Annotated in this window: 12 protein-coding genes; 3 read left to right on the forward strand and 9 right to left on the reverse strand. The window is 63.0% G+C overall.

Features of this window, described 5'->3' with window-relative positions:
* Window positions 1-58: 58 nt before the first annotated feature.
* The 4 genes from SB822_RS11255 to SB822_RS11270 are packed head-to-tail and all read right to left on the reverse strand — an operon-like array spanning window position 59 to window position 8,550.
* Window positions 59-4,228 (reverse strand): sulfite reductase subunit alpha, encoded by a 4,170-nt coding sequence (locus tag SB822_RS11255; RefSeq protein WP_410854676.1) that lies wholly within the window; start codon window positions 4,226-4,228, stop codon window positions 59-61.
* Window positions 4,229-4,249: 21 nt separating this feature from the next.
* A complete protein-coding gene (gene nirD, locus SB822_RS11260; protein WP_007588800.1) occupies window positions 4,250-4,597 on the reverse strand; it encodes a nitrite reductase small subunit NirD in 348 nt (115 codons plus the stop codon).
* 46 nt (window positions 4,598-4,643) lie between these two features.
* Entirely contained in the window at window positions 4,644-7,214 is a 2,571-nt protein-coding gene (gene nirB / locus SB822_RS11265) for a nitrite reductase large subunit NirB (protein WP_007737433.1), read from the reverse strand.
* Between the two features lie 34 nt (window positions 7,215-7,248).
* Window positions 7,249-8,550: an MFS transporter gene (locus SB822_RS11270; protein WP_007737432.1), complete on the reverse strand. Its 1,302-nt coding sequence runs from the start codon at window positions 8,548-8,550 to the stop codon at window positions 7,249-7,251.
* 450 nt (window positions 8,551-9,000) lie between these two features.
* Here SB822_RS11270 and SB822_RS11275 point away from each other — a divergent pair, with 450 nt between their 5' ends.
* Complete coding sequence (locus SB822_RS11275; RefSeq protein WP_279630173.1) at window positions 9,001-9,135, forward strand: hypothetical protein; 135 nt, start codon at window positions 9,001-9,003, stop codon at window positions 9,133-9,135.
* Between the two features lie 131 nt (window positions 9,136-9,266).
* On the opposite strand, the gene SB822_RS11280 is transcribed toward SB822_RS11275, so the two are convergent.
* From SB822_RS11280 to SB822_RS11290, 3 genes are all read right to left on the reverse strand, one after another.
* Window positions 9,267-9,554 (reverse strand): hypothetical protein, encoded by a 288-nt coding sequence (locus SB822_RS11280; RefSeq protein WP_079502538.1) that lies wholly within the window; start codon window positions 9,552-9,554, stop codon window positions 9,267-9,269.
* Window positions 9,554-10,537 carry a hypothetical protein gene (locus SB822_RS11285; RefSeq protein WP_079502537.1) on the reverse strand — a complete coding sequence of 328 codons (984 nt, stop codon included), beginning with the start codon at window positions 10,535-10,537 and terminating at the stop codon, window positions 9,554-9,556. Before SB822_RS11285 ends, SB822_RS11280 begins: the two co-directional genes overlap by 1 nt.
* Window positions 10,538-10,637: 100 nt before the next feature.
* The gene (locus tag SB822_RS11290; RefSeq protein WP_007737427.1) at window positions 10,638-11,561 is read right to left on the reverse strand and encodes a LysR substrate-binding domain-containing protein; all 924 of its coding nucleotides are present in this window, start codon (window positions 11,559-11,561) and stop codon (window positions 10,638-10,640) included.
* 108 nt (window positions 11,562-11,669) lie between these two features.
* On the opposite strand from SB822_RS11290, the gene SB822_RS11295 reads away from it, so the two are divergent.
* Window positions 11,670-12,752, forward strand: a complete 1,083-nt coding sequence (locus SB822_RS11295) for a tartrate dehydrogenase (RefSeq protein WP_410854677.1) — start codon at window positions 11,670-11,672, stop codon at window positions 12,750-12,752.
* Window positions 12,753-12,922: 170 nt separating this feature from the next.
* The gene (locus tag SB822_RS11300; RefSeq protein ID WP_007737426.1) at window positions 12,923-14,233 is read left to right on the forward strand and encodes an MFS transporter; all 1,311 of its coding nucleotides are present in this window, start codon (window positions 12,923-12,925) and stop codon (window positions 14,231-14,233) included.
* Between the two features lie 40 nt (window positions 14,234-14,273).
* Here the strand turns inward: SB822_RS11300 and SB822_RS11305 are convergent, their stop codons facing one another.
* Window positions 14,274-14,453 carry a CsbD family protein gene (locus tag SB822_RS11305; protein WP_079494041.1) on the reverse strand — a complete coding sequence of 60 codons (180 nt, stop codon included), beginning with the start codon at window positions 14,451-14,453 and terminating at the stop codon, window positions 14,274-14,276.
* Window positions 14,454-14,602: 149 nt separating this feature from the next.
* On the reverse strand, window positions 14,603-17,806 hold the full coding sequence (locus SB822_RS11310) for an EAL domain-containing protein (RefSeq protein WP_410854678.1): 3,204 nt from the start codon (window positions 17,804-17,806) through the stop codon (window positions 14,603-14,605).
* Window positions 17,807-18,078: the final 272 nt, after the last annotated feature.

Raw genomic sequence — 18,078 nt, forward strand, 5'->3', positions numbered from 1 at the left:
CGATTTAATCGGAAATGCTTGACATTACATAAAGGTTGCGGGCAGGCGCCCGCCCGCTTCAGTACACATCCCGCACGTAGCGCCGGTCCTTAGTCATCGCGCCAACGTATTCCTCCGCGCGCTCCGCGCTCAGCCCGCCGTGTTGCACGACCACTTCCTTCAACGCGGCATCGACGTCCTTCGCCATCCGGCTCGCGTCGCCGCACACGTAGAAGTGCGCGCCCTCTTCGAGCCACGCCCACAGTTGCGCACCCTGCTCGCGCATCCGGTCCTGCACGTAGACCTTGTCGGCCTGATCGCGCGAGAACGCCAGATCGAGCCGCGTCAGCAGTCCGCTTTGCTGCATGCTTTCGAGTTCGTCGCGATAGTAGAAGTCGGTTGCCGCATGTTGTTCGCCGAAGAAGAGCCAGTTGCGCCCTGTCGCGCCGCGTGCGCTGCGCTCGTGCAGGAAGCCGCGGAACGGCGCGACGCCCGTGCCCGGCCCGACCATGATCATTGGCGTGTCGCCGCTGCGCGGCGGACGGAAATGCGCGGACTTTTGCACGAAGACAGGCACGCTGACGTCGTGCGCGCGATCCGCGAGAAACGTCGACGACACACCTTTGCGGTTGCGCCTGCCATTGTTGTAGCGCACGGCAGCCACCGTCAGATGGACCTCGCCCGCATGCGCCTTCGGGCTCGATGCGATCGAATAGAGCCGCGGCTGCAGACGCTTGAGCACACCGAGCAACTCGCTGGCCGACAGATCGGCGGGAAACTCGTGCAGCACGTCGGCGAGCTGCTGGCCCCACAGCCATTGCTTCAGATCGGCCTTGCGCTCGTCGGCGAGCAGCTTCGCGAGCGCATCGTTGCGGCTGCGCGATGCGATCAGTTGCAGCGCTTCCGCGCTCGGCCGCGCGATTTCATAGTGCCGCGCCAATGCCTCGGCGATCCGCATGTCGCCGACACCTGTCACATGTACCGACGCATCCGCCTTCACGCCCGACAGATCGATCAGTTCGTCGACGAGTTCAGGGCAGTTTTTCGGCCACACGCCCAACGCATCGCCCGCTTCGTATTCGAGGTTCGAATCGCCGATCGCCAGCGAGAAGTAGCGCGTGTCCTTCGTGCCATTGCGATTGAGGCGCAGATTGTCGACGAGCCGCGACTGGGCGGGACTCGTCTTCGACGGCGTCGCGCCCGGCAGCACGGAGGGAATCACGCCTTGCGCGGGCACTTCATACAGCAACGCGTCGTCGGCCTTGATCTTTGCGATCACGGCTTCTAGCCACTTGTCGGCGGCCGGCTGAAAATCCGTGTCGCAATCGACACGCGCATGCAACCGCTTCGCGCCCAGCTCGGCGAAGCGATCGTCGAGCTTGCGGCCGTGGCCGCAGAACTGGTCGTAACTGGGGTCGCCGAATCCGAGCACCGCGTATTGCTGATCGACGAGGCGCGGCGTGCTGTCGGCCTGCAATGCGTTCCAGAAGCTCTGGCCGTTGTCGGGCGCGTCACCGTCGCCGAACGTGCTCGTCATCAGCAGCACGTATTTGCTCTGCGCGAGCGCGGCGACGGGCATGTCCGCCATGCACGACATGCGGATTTCGAAGCCGGACTCCATCAGTTGCGTCGCGTATTGCTCGGTCAGCGATTCGATGTTGCCCGTCTGCGATGCCCACAACAGCGCGACCTTGGGCCGTGCGTGTGCGATGCGCACAGCAGGCCCGCCGACCGCTGCGGGTTGCGTAACGGACGTCAGCGCCATGCCGGATTCCGGCGCACGGCTGAAAAGACCCGCGAGCATGCCGTCGAACCAAAGCCGCGCATTCGCCGACAGCGGCGCATTTGCAGGCAACGCGGGCACGCCCCGTGCCTCGCCCTGCGACGAACGCAAGCCGCTGATAAAGCCCGCCATGTAGAGCCGCGCCGTGTCGTCCAGCGTCGGCGCGGGCGTGTCGGTGATGCCGAGCATGGCGGCGAGAGCGTCGATACGGGACATATCCAGTTCCTGTGGCTGACGGACCATCGCGATGGGCATTTCCTTCGCGACGGCCGGTGCTTCTTCAGTGTCGTGTGGCAGGGCTTCGACGACATCGGCTTCGACGCGCGCCAGCGCCACCGCGCAGAACTTCAGCTCGGGCTGCTGCGAGATCGCGTCGATTGCGTCGCTCGTCACCGCGTTGATGCACAGGTCGTCGCCATATACGTCGTTCCAGTGCATCGGCGCAAAGCAGTTGCCGGGGCGCACGCGCTCGGTGACGATGGCGGGCAGCACGGCGCGTCCCCGGCTCGAGCGCACTTCGACGCGGTCCTTGTCGCGCACGCCAAGCGACGCGGCGTCTTCCGGATGCAGTTCGACGAAGGGCGCAGGGTTCAGACGGTTGAGCATCGGCACCTTGCCCGTCTTCGTCATCGTGTGCCATTGATGTTGCAGGCGGCCCGTGTTCAGCACGATCGGGAATTCCGCGCCAGGCATCTCGGCGGGATCGACATGCGGACGAGCGAAGAACAACGCCTTGCCGCTCGCGGTCGGAAACACGAGCGCGGGGCGCGTGCCGTCGGGCAGCACTTTCAGCGTCTGGCTCACGCCGTCGTTGAGATAGCGCAGCGGGTTGCGGTCGGATGGGGCATCGGGCGCGCACGGCCATTGCAGCGGCGTCTCGCGCAGACGCGCGTGGCTCGCGCCGCGCAGATCGTAGCCCGTCTTCGGGTTCGACACGCGCGCGATTTCATCGAACACCTCGGCCGCCGATCCGTACGTGAACGCATCCGCAAAGCCCATCTCGCACGCGACGCGCGCAATGATCTGCCAGTCGGCGAGTGCGGCGCCGGGCGGATCGATGGCCTTCTGCATCAGCGTCATGTTGCGCTCGGAATTGATCATCACGCCTTCCGCCTCGGCCCACAGCGCGCCGGGCAGCAAGACGTCGGCGTAGCGATTGGTCTCCGTGTCGAGGAACGCGTCCTGCGCGATGACCAATTCAGCGGCCTGCAATCCGGCAATCACGTTCTGCCGGTTCGCGACGCTCGCCACCGGGTTCGTGCAGATGATCCAGCACGCCTTGATGTCGCCTGCCGCCATGCGCGAGAACATGTCGACGGTGCCGTTGCCGAGCTTCGTCTTGAGCGTGCCGCGCGGCACTTGCCACAGGTCTTCGATGAACGCGCGGTCTTCTTCGACCAGTACGGAGCGCTGGCCCGGCAAGCCCGGACCCATGTAGCCCATCTCACGCCCGCCCATGGCATTCGGCTGACCCGTCAGCGAGAACGGGCCGCTGCCGGGACGGCAGATCTTGCCCGTCGCCAGATGCAGATTGCAGATCGCGTTCGTGTTCCAGGTGCCGTGCGTGCTCTGGTTCAGGCCCATCGTCCAGCAGCTGATCCACTCGGGCGCGTCGCCGATCCATTGCGCGGCCTGGCGGATGTCGGCCTCGGGAATGCCCGTGAGCGCGGCGACTTTTTCCGGCGTGTAGTCGTCGAGGAACGCGGGCATCGTGTCCCAGCCTTCCGTGAACTCGCCGATGAAGCGCGCGTCGGTACGGCCATTCTTATGCAGCAGATGCAGCAGGCCATTGAGCAGCGCGAGATCGGTGCCCGGCTTGATCTGCATGAACAGATTCGCTTTGTCCGCCGTCGTGTTGCGGCGCGGATCGACGACGATCAGCTTCGCGCCCGCCTTCACGCGATCCATCATGCGCAGAAAGAGGATCGGGTGGCAGTCGGCCATGTTCGCGCCGATCACGAAGAACAGGTTGGCCTTGTCGAAATCCTGATACGAGCCGGGCGGGCCGTCCGCGCCCAGCGATAGCTTGTAGCCGCTGCCCGCGCTCGCCATGCACAGCCGCGAGTTCGACTCGATATTGTTGGTGCCGATAAAGCCCTTCGCGAGCTTGTTCACGAGGTACTGCGCCTCGATCGACATCTGCCCCGACACGTAGAACGACAGCGCGTCGGGACCATGCTCATCGAGAATCGCGCGCAGACGGCGGGCGGTATCGGGAATCGCGAGATCGGCGGGAACGGGAATCGGATCGGCGTCGCGCGTGCGCCGCTCGAACGCGCTTTCGAGACGGCCCGACTTGCGCAGCGCGACATGCGCCGACTGACCTTTCGTGCAGAGACGCCCGTAATTGGTCGGATGATCCTTGTCGCCGGAAATCTTGACGACCTGCCCCTCCTCGACGTGCAGCACCATGCCGCAACCGACGCCGCAGTATGGACAAACCGTCTTGATGTTCTCGCACGCCATCGTCAGAGCCCGTTCAGTAGATTACGCCGACACCCACACGTGTCCGTCTTCGACGCGCGCCGCGAACGCGCTGACGGACTTGTCGGGCGCTTCCAAGCATTCGCCCGTGCGCAGATCGAAGTGATGCTTGTAGATCGGCGAAGCGACCACGATGCGATCGCCGAGGCTGCCGATCAGTCCGCGCGACAGCACGGCCGCCTGCGATGCAGGGTCGAAGTTGTCGATGGCGTACACGCCGCCGCGCTCGCCTTCGACGCGAAACACGGCGACCTGCTCGCCATTGACGAGCGCGCAGACGCCCGTGTTCGGCACGATGTCGTCGAGCGTGCAGATGGACGTCCAGGTGGTCGGCAAACGGTCGTTGTTCATGTCGATCTCCGTTCTATCGGTGAGTGAGTGACGTGGGTGCTTCTGGTCAAACCGTTTCCGCGGTTTCTGTCGATTGCGTCGACTGCTCGACGACGACGGGAATGCGCACGGGCCGCTGGCGCTCTTCGGGCATGGCGGGCCGGATCTGACCGCGCGTCGGGACGAAACTGACGTTGTCGTCGGCGCTGTCGCTGTTGACGAAGTGACGGAAGCGCTTGCGCGTTTCGGGGTCGGTGACGGCCTTCTTCCACTCGCATTCGTACGTGTCGACCACGTGCTGCATTTCCTCTTCGAGTTCCGCCGCGATGCCGAGCTTGTCGTTGATGACAACATCGCGCAGATAATCCAGTCCGCCTTCGAGGTTCTCGCGCCACACGCTGGTGCGTTGCAGCCGGTCGGCCGTGCGCACGTAAAACATCAGGAAGCGGTCGATATAGCGGACCAGCGTTTCGCGGTCCAGATCCGAAGCGATCAGTTCAGCATGGCGCGGCTTCATCCCGCCGTTGCCGCACACGTAGAGATTCCAGCCCTTTTCCGTCGCGATGATGCCAACGTCCTTGCTTTGCGCCTCCGCGCACTCGCGCGTGCAGCCCGACACCGCGAACTTGATCTTGTGCGGCGAGCGCAGACCCTTGTAGCGGTTCTCGATATCGATCGCGAGGCCAACGGAATCGTCGACGCCATAGCGGCACCATGTCGAGCCCACGCACGATTTCACCGTGCGCAGCGACTTGCCGTACGCATGGCCCGATTCGAAACCGGCGGCGATCAGCTCTTCCCAAATCAACGGCAACTGTTCGACGCGCGCGCCGAACAGATCGACGCGCTGCCCGCCCGTGACCTTCGTATAAAGACCATATTTCTTCGCGACCTGACCGACTGCGATCAACCCGTCCGGCGTCACTTCGCCGCCCGGCATGCGCGGCACGACGGAATACGTGCCGTCGCGCTGGATGTTCGCGAGGTAGTAGTCGTTCGTGTCCTGCAGGCTGGCGTGCTCTTTCTTCAGCACGAACTCGTTCCAGCACGATGCGAGAATGCCGGCGACGGCGGGCTTGCAGATATCGCAGCCAAGGCCGTGGCCATGCTTGTTTAGCAGCGCGCCGAAAGTCTCGATGCGCTCGACGCGAACGATGTGATACAGCTCCTGACGCGAAAACGGAAAGTGCTCGCACAGATGATTGTTGACGGCGAGACCTTGCTTCTTCATCTCGGCCTTCATCACCTGCGTGACGAGCGGCACGCAGCCGCCGCATGCCGTGCCAGCCTTCGTCGCGCCCTTCACGTCGCCGATGGTCGTCGCGCCGGCGCAAACGGCTGCGCAGATCGCGCCCTTCGAGATGTTGTTGCACGAACAGATCTGCGCGCTTTCGGGCAAAGCATCGACGCCGAGTGCGGGCTTCGCGTTGCCGTCCGCTTGCGGCAGGATCAGGAATTCCGGCGACTCGGGCAACTGGATGCGGTTCAGCATCATCTGCAGCAGCGTGCCATATTCGCTCGCGTCGCCGACCATCACGCCGCCGAGCAGGAACTTGCCACAGTCGGACACGACGAGCTTCTTGTAGACCTGCTTGCGCTCGTCGCTGAACTGATAGGTGCGGCTGCCCGCCGTCGCCGCGTGCGCGTCGCCGAGGCTCGCCACATCGACGCCCATCAGCTTGAGCTTCGTGCTCATGTCAGCGCCCGCAAACGCGGCCTCCTGTTCGCCGAGCAACTGCTTTGCCGTCACGCGCGCCATTTCGTAGCCCGGTGCAACGAGCCCAAAAATCTGGCCGTTCCACAGCGCGCATTCGCCGATCGCGTAGATGTCGGCATCGCTAGTGCGGCAATGATTGTCGATCACAATGCCGCCGCGCGGGCCCACTGCGAGGCCGCTGGCGCGCGCGATCTCGTCGCGCGGACGGATGCCCGCGGAGAACACGATCATGTCGGTGTCGAGATGCGTGCCATCGGCGAACTGCATGCGGTGCGTGCCGTCTTCGCCGTCGACGATTTCCAGCGTGTTCTTCTGCGTATGCACGGTCACGCCGAGTTCTTCGATCTTGCCGCGCAACACTTTGCCGCCGCCGTCGTCGACCTGCACGGCCATCAGACGCGGTGCGAATTCGACGACATGCGTTTCGAGGCCCAGGTCGCGCAATGCTTTCGCGCATTCCAGACCGAGCAGGCCACCGCCAATCACGACGCCCGTCTTCGAGCGCGCGCCGCATTCCTGCATCGCTTCGAGGTCTTCGATCGTGCGGTAGACGAAGCAGTCCTTGCGATCTTTGCCCGGCACGGGCGGCACGAATGCATACGAGCCGCTGGCGATCACAAGCTTGTCGTACGAAAGCGTTTCGCCCGTCGAGGTCGTCACCGTGTGCGCGTCGCGATCGATCGATACGGCCTTCGCGTTCAGCCGCAGCACCATGTCGTCGCGATCGAAGAAGCCGGGGGCGACCAGCGACAGATCGTCGGCGGACTTGCCCGAGAAGAACTCTGACAGATGCACGCGATCGTAGGCGGGACGCGGCTCTTCGCACAGCACGGTAATGTCGAGGCGCGCCGTGGCTTGTTCCGCGAGGCATTCGAGCAGTTTGTGGCCGACCATGCCGTGGCCGATAACGATGACTTTCATGTCGCCGATCCTGTCAGAGAGGGGATTCATTGATTTAATTCGTTGCGCCGAGTGCGGCATCGCGGGCGGTGTGTTCGGCGGAGAAGCGCACGGCGATCGCGCAGATCGCGGACGCGCTGACGAAGCCGCCGAGCGTCAACAGCGTTTGATGCAGGTCGCCCATGCCCTTCGCCAGAAAGCCCGCTGCCACCGCGCCGACATTGCCGCCCGCGCCGACGATTCCCGCCACGCCGCCGAGCGCCTTGCGATCGATGAACGGCACGAGCGCGTAGGTCGCGCCACACGCCATGTGCGTAAAGAGACCGAACAGCAGCATCGCGATCACGGCGAGCGCCGCGTGGTTTGCCTGCGAGAAAAGCAGCAGGCCGACGCCTTCGCCGGCGATCAGCGCGAACAGCAGCATCGAGCGCGCAGAGAGCCCACGGCGCTTCGCGCCCCAGTCCGACAACAGACCGCCGAGCGGACGCGCAAAGATCGCGAGCAGACCGAAGCTGCCAGCCGCGAGACCGGCGTCGCGCAGCGACAGCTGGAAATGATCGACGTAATAGATGGCCGCGACGTTGTGGATGAACACCTCGACGCCGAAGCACGCGGCGTACGTGACGAACAGCATCCACACGCGATAGTTACGCGAGGCCGTGAGCAGGCTCGCCCAGCCGCCTTTCTTGCCGCTATCGACGGCGATGCCACGTGCGCGCAGTTCCGTGAAATTGCCTTGCGGGCAGTCCTGCGTGAAGCGCCAGTAGAGCGCGGCCATGATGGGCATCGCGATGCCCGGCAGCACGAGCGTCAGACGCCATGCGTCGCCGTTGCTCGCACCCAGCGCGACGGCGCCGGCGAGCATCAGCGGCACGAGCATCTGCGCGGCGCCTGCACCTGCATTGCCCCAGCCTGCACTCGTCGCGTTCGCCGTGCCGACCACGTTGGGCGCGAACATCACCGACGTGTGATATTGCGTGATCACGAAGCTCGCGCCGACCGCGCCGATGCCGAGCCGGCACAACAGGAACGTTGTGTAGCTGTGCGCGAGCGCCGCGCCGAGCACGGGCAGCGCGCCGACCATCATCAACGCGACGTAGACCTTGCGCGGACCGAAGCGGTCGCACATCGGACCGACGATCAGACGCACGAGAATCGTGATCGAGACGGCGGCGATGTTGATGTTCGCGACCTGATCCGCTGTGAGGTGGAACTCCTGCTTGATGAGCGGCATCAGCGGCGCGCACGCGAACCACGCGAAGAAGCAGACGAAGAACGCCATCCACGCGAAGTGGAAGGCGCGCATGGCGGGCGTGCGCCAGTTCAGCAGATCGATCGATGTGGCTTTGTCGGTCATGTTCCAGGCCTGTAAACGACTACGGCGTCCCGCGAATCGGGTGCGAGACCAGATTCAGGGGACGCCGTTGTCCAAAATTCGTCGGTGCGTGGGGATGCTGCTTTGCGGCTCGTCGTTGAGCCGCGATGTGGGGTTTATCGCAAGGTGTGTGCCATGTGGGCTATTCGTGGCGCGGAGGCTTTGCTGGATTGGGTTTGCGAGCGGTTTGCGGGTTTGACTGCGAGGTTGTCCGCTGATTCATGGTGAGGCTTGCCGGCACTTTGCTGGTGCAGCGCAGCACTGTGGGCGTGCGTGGAGGTAGCGCGGATGTGGTGCGGATTTCGTCGGTTGCGGGACAAGGGAGTGTCGCGTTGTTTGCGCTCCGCGAGCGTCGCGCGAGCCTTTGCACTGCTTGACAGATGCGTCAGCCACTGCTGCCAGTTTTCGTGTTCTGCAAACGAGGAGCACGCTATGAGCAAGGAACGAAGCGAAGAAAATCTTTCGCCGCGCGATAAGGAGATCGATGCGCAGGTCGCGGCACTGAAAGCCCGCCTGGAAATCGCCCAATCGATGCTTGAACTGCACCAGGACCGGCTGCGTGAGTAGGACAAGCTAATAAGGGCGATGAGGTAACTGGATAGTATGTGAATATCTTCAATAGAAACTCGCCAATTGTGGCAAGCCTCCAACCCCGAGTCTTGATATCACTAGTCATTGACACGTTCGGCTAGTCGAATTCAAGGACCGACATCTTGATCGGGGAGCGTCGGCTGCTCCAGCTTTACCGTTACCAGCGACTTTAACGCTGGATGATAAATCGCGAGAACGTTGAGCGCTGTGATCCCTAGCCGACGAGCTACCTCTTCGCCCAACTCGTCTCCGATGGAGGATAGTGGCCAGTCTGCAACGACTGTCGACTCTTTGAACGACTGAATGTCGGAATCCTTGACGACGAAGACGGATAGTTTTTTTTCCGCATCGTCGTAAGACACAACGAAAGAACTTTTAGGGAGTGGATGTTGCATCAATGCCCTCGACACTGGTTATAAATCCCGAATGCATTCGCCTTGCAAGATACATATGTGTATGGATCACCCGTCATTGCCGCATAAAGTTTGCACTGCTCCAGACGCGCTTCGTATTCGGCAAAACATTCCGCCTCCTGCACTTCGCTTACACCGCGCCCGGCCATCGTCAATACGTTATCACTCTCAGGCAATACATCGAGTTTGAAGGACCGCGCATCGCTGAATCGAGTCGAACCATCCGAGCCTTCTTCGTCAACGGCGAAATGGTCTGCCACGTTGTTGGCGTGTATTGGCATGCCCTCGGCGTCACTATTCTTCGAGCAAATGCCGGCTGTGAGCGCCGCCAACTCCGCCCACGCCGCCTTCAACTGCGCTTCCCGCGTAGCAGGATCGTATGGGCCTCTCAATACCGGCTCGCCGTTCAACACCAGCGGACCGGGACCGGCATTCTCGAAAGCGGCCCATTTTCCCCGGCCGAATCCGCCAGCGCTGCTGAACCCACTACCATTCGACGACCATCGCTCCGGCGCACAATCCGGGCGCATCACTCGCGGCAGAGCACGCCATTCCCGGTTGATAATGGGCACGAGTCGCCCCGTAGCAACCGCTTCCCGCAGCGCTTTTTCGATACCTTTGTTATCGATCGGCAGGTTCCAATGCGCGACATCCAGCAGATCGCGCAGAAACGAACGTACGACATCAAGTTCACGGTTACCGGTCGCCGTTCGCAGGTCCGAGCACGGCCGAAAGTAAAGATCGAAGTCGCGCTTATCCCGTTCGCGCTGTTTGCGCGCCTCTTCTTCCGCTTCGCCTCCGGCGTCGATCCGGAATGAGGACGACCCGTCGCGCGTCCAGCTATCCCGTCCGCCTAATGACGGCGACCTTCGCAGTTCCCGCGAGAGCCGCCGATACTGCCACGCGGGATGCAGCGTACATTTCCACCCATTCTCCAGCGGTACATCGAGCGTATTCCATTGCATAGATATCCGAATCAATCTCTGCAGAAAGAGACGGTATATCTAGCATGAAACTCAAGCCACTCTGTAAAACAAGGTAAAGGCGCAACGGACGCGCCGCCGCTCAATACCCCTCCCGCGCCTCCCTCAACTCCCCCGCAATGAAATCGACAAACGTCCGGATCCGCGCCGACATCTGATGCCTCTGCGAATACACCGCAAAAATATCGGCACCCGGCGTCTCATACCCGGGTAGCACCTGCACGAGCCGCCCATCCGCGAGATACTCATTGATATCCCACTCCGCGCGCATCAGAATGCCGTGCCCTTCCACTGCCCACTTCACCGCGATCTCGCCGTCATTCGTCGTCAGATTGCCGTTGATGCGCACCGCCTCTGTCTTGCGCGCGGCGCCGCGCCCTGTCGCGAGCCGCCACACGCCATACGCTTCGTCGCCCTGCCGTATGCCGATGCAGTTGTGCCTCACCAGCTCATGCGGCGTGAGCGGCATCCCATACTCGGCGATATACGAAGGCGCCGCGCATAACAACCTGCGATTCGCCGCAAGCCGTCGCGCGACGACGCGGGTATCGGGCGGCTCGCCGAAGCGGATGCAGACGTCGAAGGCGTCGTCGGTGAGCGGCGGAGGCGTAACGGACAGCTGCAACTGCACCGCGACCTGCGGATAACGGTTCACGAAACGCGAGATCGCCGGCGCAACATGGCTGCGCCCGAACCCAAGCGTCGCGTTCACCCTCAACAAACCCTTCGGGCTCTTCTTCGCGCTGCCCAGCAGTTCGGACAGCGCGTCGATCTCATCGAGTATCCGCCGCGCGTGCTCCAGGTACACCTCGCCTTCGGGCGTCAGCATCATCCGGCGCGTCGTCCGGTTCACGAGCGGCACGCCCGCGCGCTGCTCCATCTGCGTCAGACGCTTGCTCACGGCCGCGGGCGTCAAACCCAGTTCGCGCGCCGCCGCGCTCAGGCTGCCTGACGCGGCGAGCGTCGAGAAAAAGCTCAGGTCGGTCGCTTGAACGGTCTCGGTCACGGCTCGATTTGTGAATTGAAGTTAAAGATGCTTTGAGTTTAGCACCGGTTACTGCGCTCCCAGTTAGGTACAGTCAGCTCCATTCCAAATCAATTGAAGGAGCGAGACATGAACACCTATCGCATTGCGACGATCCCCGGCGACGGCATCGGCAAGGAAGTCGTGCCGGCGGGCAAGGAAGTGCTGGAAGCGCTGGCGCGTACCAGCAACAGCTTCAAATTCGAGTTCGAAAACTTCGACTGGGGCGCCGACTACTACCGCGAGCACGGCGTGATGGTGCCCGCCGACGGCCTCGACGCAATCCGCAACAAGGACGCCATCCTGTTCGGCTCGGCAGGCGACCCCGACGTGCCCGATCACGTGACGCTGTGGGGCCTGCGCCTGAAGATCTGCCAGGGCTTCGATCAATACGCGAACGTGCGGCCGACGCGCATTCTCCCCGGCATCGACGCGCCGCTGAAGCGCTGCACGCCCGAAGACCTGAACTGGGTGATCGTCCGCGAAAACTCCGAGGGCGAATATTCGGGCGTCGGTGGCCGCGTGCATCAGGGTCATCCGATCGAAGCCGCCACCGACGTCTCCATCATGACGCGCGCCGGCGTCGAACGCATCATGCGCTTCGCGTTCCGTCTCGCGCAGTCGCGCCCCCGCAAGCTGCTCACCGTCATCACGAAGAGCAACGCGCAGCGCCACGCGATGGTGATGTGGGATGAAATCGCGCTGCAGATTTCGAAGGAGTTCCCCGACGTCAAATGGGACAAGGAACTCGTCGATGCATCGACGGCACGCATGATCAACCGCCCGGCATCGCTCGACACCATCGTCGCCACCAACCTGCACGCCGACATCCTGAGCGACCTCGCGGCTGCACTGGCGGGCAGCCTCGGCATCGCGCCGACGGGCAACATCGACCCGGAGCGCCGCTATCCGTCGATGTTCGAACCGATCCACGGCTCGGCATTCGACATCATGGGCAAAGGCCTCGCGAATCCGATCGGGACGTTCTGGTCCGTCGTGATGCTGCTCGAGCATCTCGGCGAATTCGAAGCGGCGAAGCGTGTGATGAGCGCAGTCGAAACCGTCACCGCGGACCCGTCGCTGCATACGGGCGATCTCGGCGGCAAGGCGACGACGGCGCAAGTGACGGCAGCCGTCTGCGCGCTCGTCGAAAAAGTACCCGTAGCCGCATAACGCGCATGCAAATCCGTTGTCGCGCGGCTTTCGCCGCCGCGACGACGGGCGCAGCGAAAGGCGCGCCCAAAGGCTTCACGCACACAACAACAACTGACCCGCAAACGGCAGACAACGCGTGAAGCCTGAATTGTCCGGCACAGCCGGCTCAACCTCCAAGGAGGAGACACATGCAACCCGAACTCGAATCGCGAGTATCGCGCAAGCTCATGCTACGGATCATTCCGTTCGTGATGCTGCTCTACTTCGTCAGCTTTCTCGATCGTGTCAACGTCGGCTTCGCCGCCATGACGATGAACAAGGCAATCGGTCTTTCGCCGACGGCATTCGGCTTCGGCGGCGGGCTGTTCTTCATCGGCTACTTTCTGTTCGAAGTGCCGTCGAATCTCATCCTGCATCGCGTCGGCGCAAGGCTCTGGATCGCGCGCGTGATGGTGACGTGGGGCATTGTGTCGGCGGCTTCGGCATTCGTCACGGGACCGACCAGCTTCTACGTGTTGCGCTTCGTGCTGGGCGTCGCGGAAGCGGGCTTCTTTCCCGGCATCATCCTGTATCTGAGCCTGTGGTTTCCGGGCAAGCAGCGCGCGGCAGCCGCCGCATGGTTCATGGCCGCTGCGCCGATCTCGACGGCCATCGGCTCGCCGATCTCCGGCGCGATCATGCAGTTGCCGCCGATGTTCGGCCTCGCCGACTGGCAATTGCTTTACATCATCGAGGCCGTGCCCGCCGTCGTGCTCGGCTTCGTCGTGTTGAAGTTTTTGACCGACACGCCATCGAAGGCGCACTGGCTGAAGGACGACGAGCGCGAATGGTTGATCGCGAAGCTCAAGGCCGAAGCCGACGAGCGCAAAGGTCACTCGGGACATACGGCGGGCGCGCTGAGTGCGTTGCGCGATCCGCGTGTGCTGGCGCTCGCGCTGATCTACTTCGGCACGTCGGCGGGTTTGTATACGCTTGGTTTGTGGGCACCGCTCATCATCCGGCAGTACGGCTTCAGCGCGCTGCAAACCGGCCTGCTGACGGGCATTCCGAGCGTGCTGGCAGTGATCGCGATGGTGTTGTGGGCGCGGCACTCCGACCGGACTGAAGAACGCACGTGGCACGTGGTGATTCCTTGCGCGCTGGCGTGTGTCGGTTTTATCTTCGCGGGTCAGGCAGGTACTGCGCTCTTGATCGTGCTCGCACTGGTGGTCGTCAATGTCGGCATCAGCGCGGCGAAGGCGCCGCTGTGGGCGATGCCGAGCATGTTCCTCTCAGGTGCAGGCGCCGCAGCGGGGATCGCGATGATCAATTCGGTCGGCAATCTGGGCGGCTTTGTCGGTCCGTTTGCGATCGGCTGGCTCAAGAACGTGACGGGCGGATATGCAGCGGGTCTGTACGTGGTCGGCGCGACGCTGGCCGTGTCAGCGGCCGTCACGCTGATGCTGAGCCGCAAGGCCGCGCAGCAACCTGCCACGGCCTGCATGCGGCACGATCATTGATCGTTCTTAAATGAACACGGGCCGGTCCGACGGATCAACGTCACCGGCCCAGCCTTCTGATCTTCTCCTTCCCGTCGCCGAACGCCTTGCGGGCCGTCCCCGTAGCCTGTTGCAAATCGCCCTTCAGTTGCTGCGTGCGATTGCCCGTTACCTTGCCGACCACTTCGTTGACCTTGCCCTTCACCTGTTGCGCAACACCTTTGATCTGATCGCGGTTCATGTCGCTCTCCCTGTCGATTAGCGCATAGGCGCCATCGGGGTTAGTGACATGCAATTCACGCGCCAACGCTTGCTGTAGCCGTGTAGCGCGTTTCAAGCCCGGCGTGAAAGCGTTTTCATGACAACGCGCCGGTAACTTATACCAACGCATCATTCGACATCCGCCGCAACCCGCTGCGCGGCCCACGTCTCCAGTTCTTCAGCCGATATCGCCGGCGAATACAGGAATCCCTGCAACTCATCACAACCGATGCTACGCAGCGTGTTCGCTTCGTCCTCGTTTTCGACGCCCTCCGCGACCACGCGCAGACCCAGCTCATGCCCAAGCTCGATGATCGCCTTGATGACGGCCAGATCGGCCGGCGCATCGAGCATGTCGCGAACGAACGCCCTGTCGATCTTCAATCGGTCCAGCGGGAAGCGATTCAGATAACTAAGGCTCGAATAGCCCGTGCCGAAATCGTCGAGCGATAGCTTCACGCCAAGCGCGCGTATCGCGCGAATCGCTTCGAGATAGTTCTCCGCGCTATCCATCAACACCGTTTCGGTGATTTCGAGTTCCAGCCGCTGCGGCGCGACGCCATGCATCGCGAGACTGCGCCGCAACGTGTCGACGATATCCGCGTCGCGCAACTGGATCGCCGACAGATTGATCGACATGCGCAACCCGCCCATCTCGTCGTCGCGCCAGCGCGCGAGTTGCCGGCACGCTTCGTCTATCACCCATGCGCCGATCGGAATGATCAGCCGCGTCTCTTCGGCGATGGGAATGAACTGCGCGGGCGTCACCGCGCCGAGTTGAGGATGGGTCCAGCGCAGCAAACCTTCGACGCTGACAAGCGCGCCCGTTTGCGCATCGAGACACGGCTGAAAAGCCAGCCGCAGTTCGTGCCGTTCGATAGCTGTGCGCATGCAGGCTTCGAGCGCGAGCCGCTGGCGCGCGCGCTCGGCCATATCCGGCGAGAAGAACTTCACGAGGTTGCGCCCCGCTGCCTTCGCCTGATACATCGCGGCATCGGCGTTCTGCATCAGCGTTTCGATGTCCGTGCCGTCGTCGGGATAGAGCGCGACGCCCGCGCTGCACGCGACCTGCAGCGTGACGCCTCCGATCGCATGCGGCTCGCGCACGAGCGGCAGCAGACGTTCGTCGATGGTGCGCGCAACATCGGCCGCGCTGCCCGCATCCGCGAGAATCATTGTGAACTCGTCGCCGCCGAGGCGGCTCACGGTATCGCTGCTGCGCACAGCCTGCACGAGACGCCGCGAAACGGAACGCAGCAAGCCATCGCCGATATGATGGCCGAGCGAATCGTTGATGTCCTTGAAGCGGTCGAGGTCGATGAAGAGCACGGCCACGCGTTGTTGAGCCTGCTTCGCGTGTTCGAGCGCCACTCCCAGCCGTTTCGTGAAGAGCGCGCGGTTCGGCAATTCGGTCAACACGTCGTGCTCGGCGAGAAACTCGATGCGCGCCTCGCTTTTCTTACGGTCGGTGATGTCGATCAGTGTGCAGATGTAGTGCGACACGCTGCCGCGTTTGTCGCGCACCGCGCTGATCATCAGCCACGCGGGATAATCGCCGCCTTGACGCCGTCTGATCTGTGCTTCGCCGTTCCATGAACTGGAGCGGTCGACGAGCGTCGCGAGCGCCGTGATCACCGCGCCGCCATTCGCGCCAGCGACGATGAACGCGGGCGGCTGGCCCGCGATATCTTCTGCACGGTAGCCCGTCGCGCGATAGAACGACGCGTTGGCCGTCAGGAGACGCCGTTCCTGATCGAGAATCAGGATCGCTTCGGAAGAAGCCTCGAATACCTTCGCCCACAGTTCGAGCCGCTGCTCCATCAGCTTGATCTGGTTGATCGGAGTGAACGCCGTCAGCACGGCGTCGCGGCCCTGGAAGTTCAGACGCCGCGCGGACAGCATCGCCCACGTCGGTTCGGTGCTCGCTTTCCAGCGCACTTCGAATTCGTCGACGGCATCGCGATCGGACAACTGCTGGAAAAAGCGCGCGCGCACCGACGAATCGAGGCCGTACGCCCACGGGTCGGTCGTGACGCCGTTGAGCCAGTACAGCGCGGGCTGGTTCGCGTGCAGCACTTCATGACCGGGCACGGCCGTCACCATCATCGGCACGGGCGTCGATTCGACAAGCGCATGCTGCGCGGCGGCCGCGCGCGCCGTCGCCGCGAGCTCCTTCTGTACGTCGCGCTCGCGGTCGAGCTGTTCGAGCATTTCGTTGAAGCCGCGCACCAGCTGGCCGATTTCATCCTGGCTGTGCCAGCTCGCGCGCACGGTGTGATCGCCCGTTCTGCGCACCGTGTCCATCACGCGCGCAAGCTGGCGCAGTGGCCGCGAAATCTGCTGCGCGACGAAATACACCATGCCGAGAATGCTGCACAACAGAAAGAGCGCCGTGCCCAGATGCAGCCACATGCGCGAGAAGAGTCCGCGCACGCGTGCGTGCAACAGATCGTCGAGCTGATCCGCCGTGCTGCGCCACGTATCCTGCACGCTGGCTACGAGCGTCTGCTGCTGCACGTCGACGATCGACAGCAGCGTGGGATCGACCTCGCCGTTGCTGTCGACGATGATGCGCGCCGCGTGCCGGTACGATTCGACGGCCGTGAGCATGCGCGCCATCGACGGCCCGAGCGTCGAATCGAGCGCGTGATTGGCCGCGCCCGCTTCGGAAAAGTCAGAGCGCAGACCTTGCAGCACGGCATCGAGTTGCCCTTCCAGCACGAGATAGCGCGTGCGCAGTTCGTCGTGCGAGCGCACGGCGTGCACGCCTTCGTGCCCTTCGTGCCCTTCGTGCAATTGCCGGCCAATCCGGTTCACGGATTCGAGTAACGCCGGATAACGCAAGATCGACAGCGACATCGCGTAGTAGCTGTCGAGGTCAGGATCCAGAATCAGGTTCGACTGATTGCCGACGCGCGTCACGAGTTCGCGGCATGCTTCGAGCGCTTCGTTGATTTGCGCGGCAGTGGGTTGCGCTTCGTGCGCCAGCACGTCCAGCGCGGCGCGCACGCGCGTGTTCAGCCCAGCGCTTTCCAGATGCGCGCCGTAGCGCGCTTCCGTGCTGGCGAGATCCGTTTGCGCACTCTTCAGGCGCGCAACAGGCGGACGCTGTCCCGCGCCCGCCATCGCTACGTCGATCAAGGCATCACGCACTGTGCCGATATACGCGTTGCCGACGATCTCCTTGTTCGAGAAGTCGATCGAAATGTATTTCTCGTGAATCAGAATGCCGCTGATGTACACCACAGCCGTCAAATCGAGCAGATAGATCAGCAGCAGCTTGCGGCCCACGCGCAGACGCGCAAGCAGACGGAAGAATGGATTGCGCTTCATGGCATGCGCGCCACCGCGTACGACATCGAACGAGTCACACCGCACTCCCGGTCATTGGAAGGTGAATAAGAGGCCCGCGCGCCTCGATCAAGCCGCTCGCCACTACGGCATATCGGCGCATCGTATCGCGACTTTAGCGTTTGCTGAATAATCCCTTCGACGGTGCGCGAATGCTGCGCGCAGGTGCAGAAAACAAGGGGGTTTGAATTAGTTCGCACCAAGGTATCTCACGCCTCGCGCGTGTTGCCCAAGCCGCGTCGAGCATATGCAAA

Source organism: Paraburkholderia sp. SIMBA_054, assembly GCF_046534875.1.
Taxonomy (GTDB): Bacteria; Pseudomonadota; Gammaproteobacteria; order Burkholderiales; family Burkholderiaceae; genus Paraburkholderia; species Paraburkholderia hospita.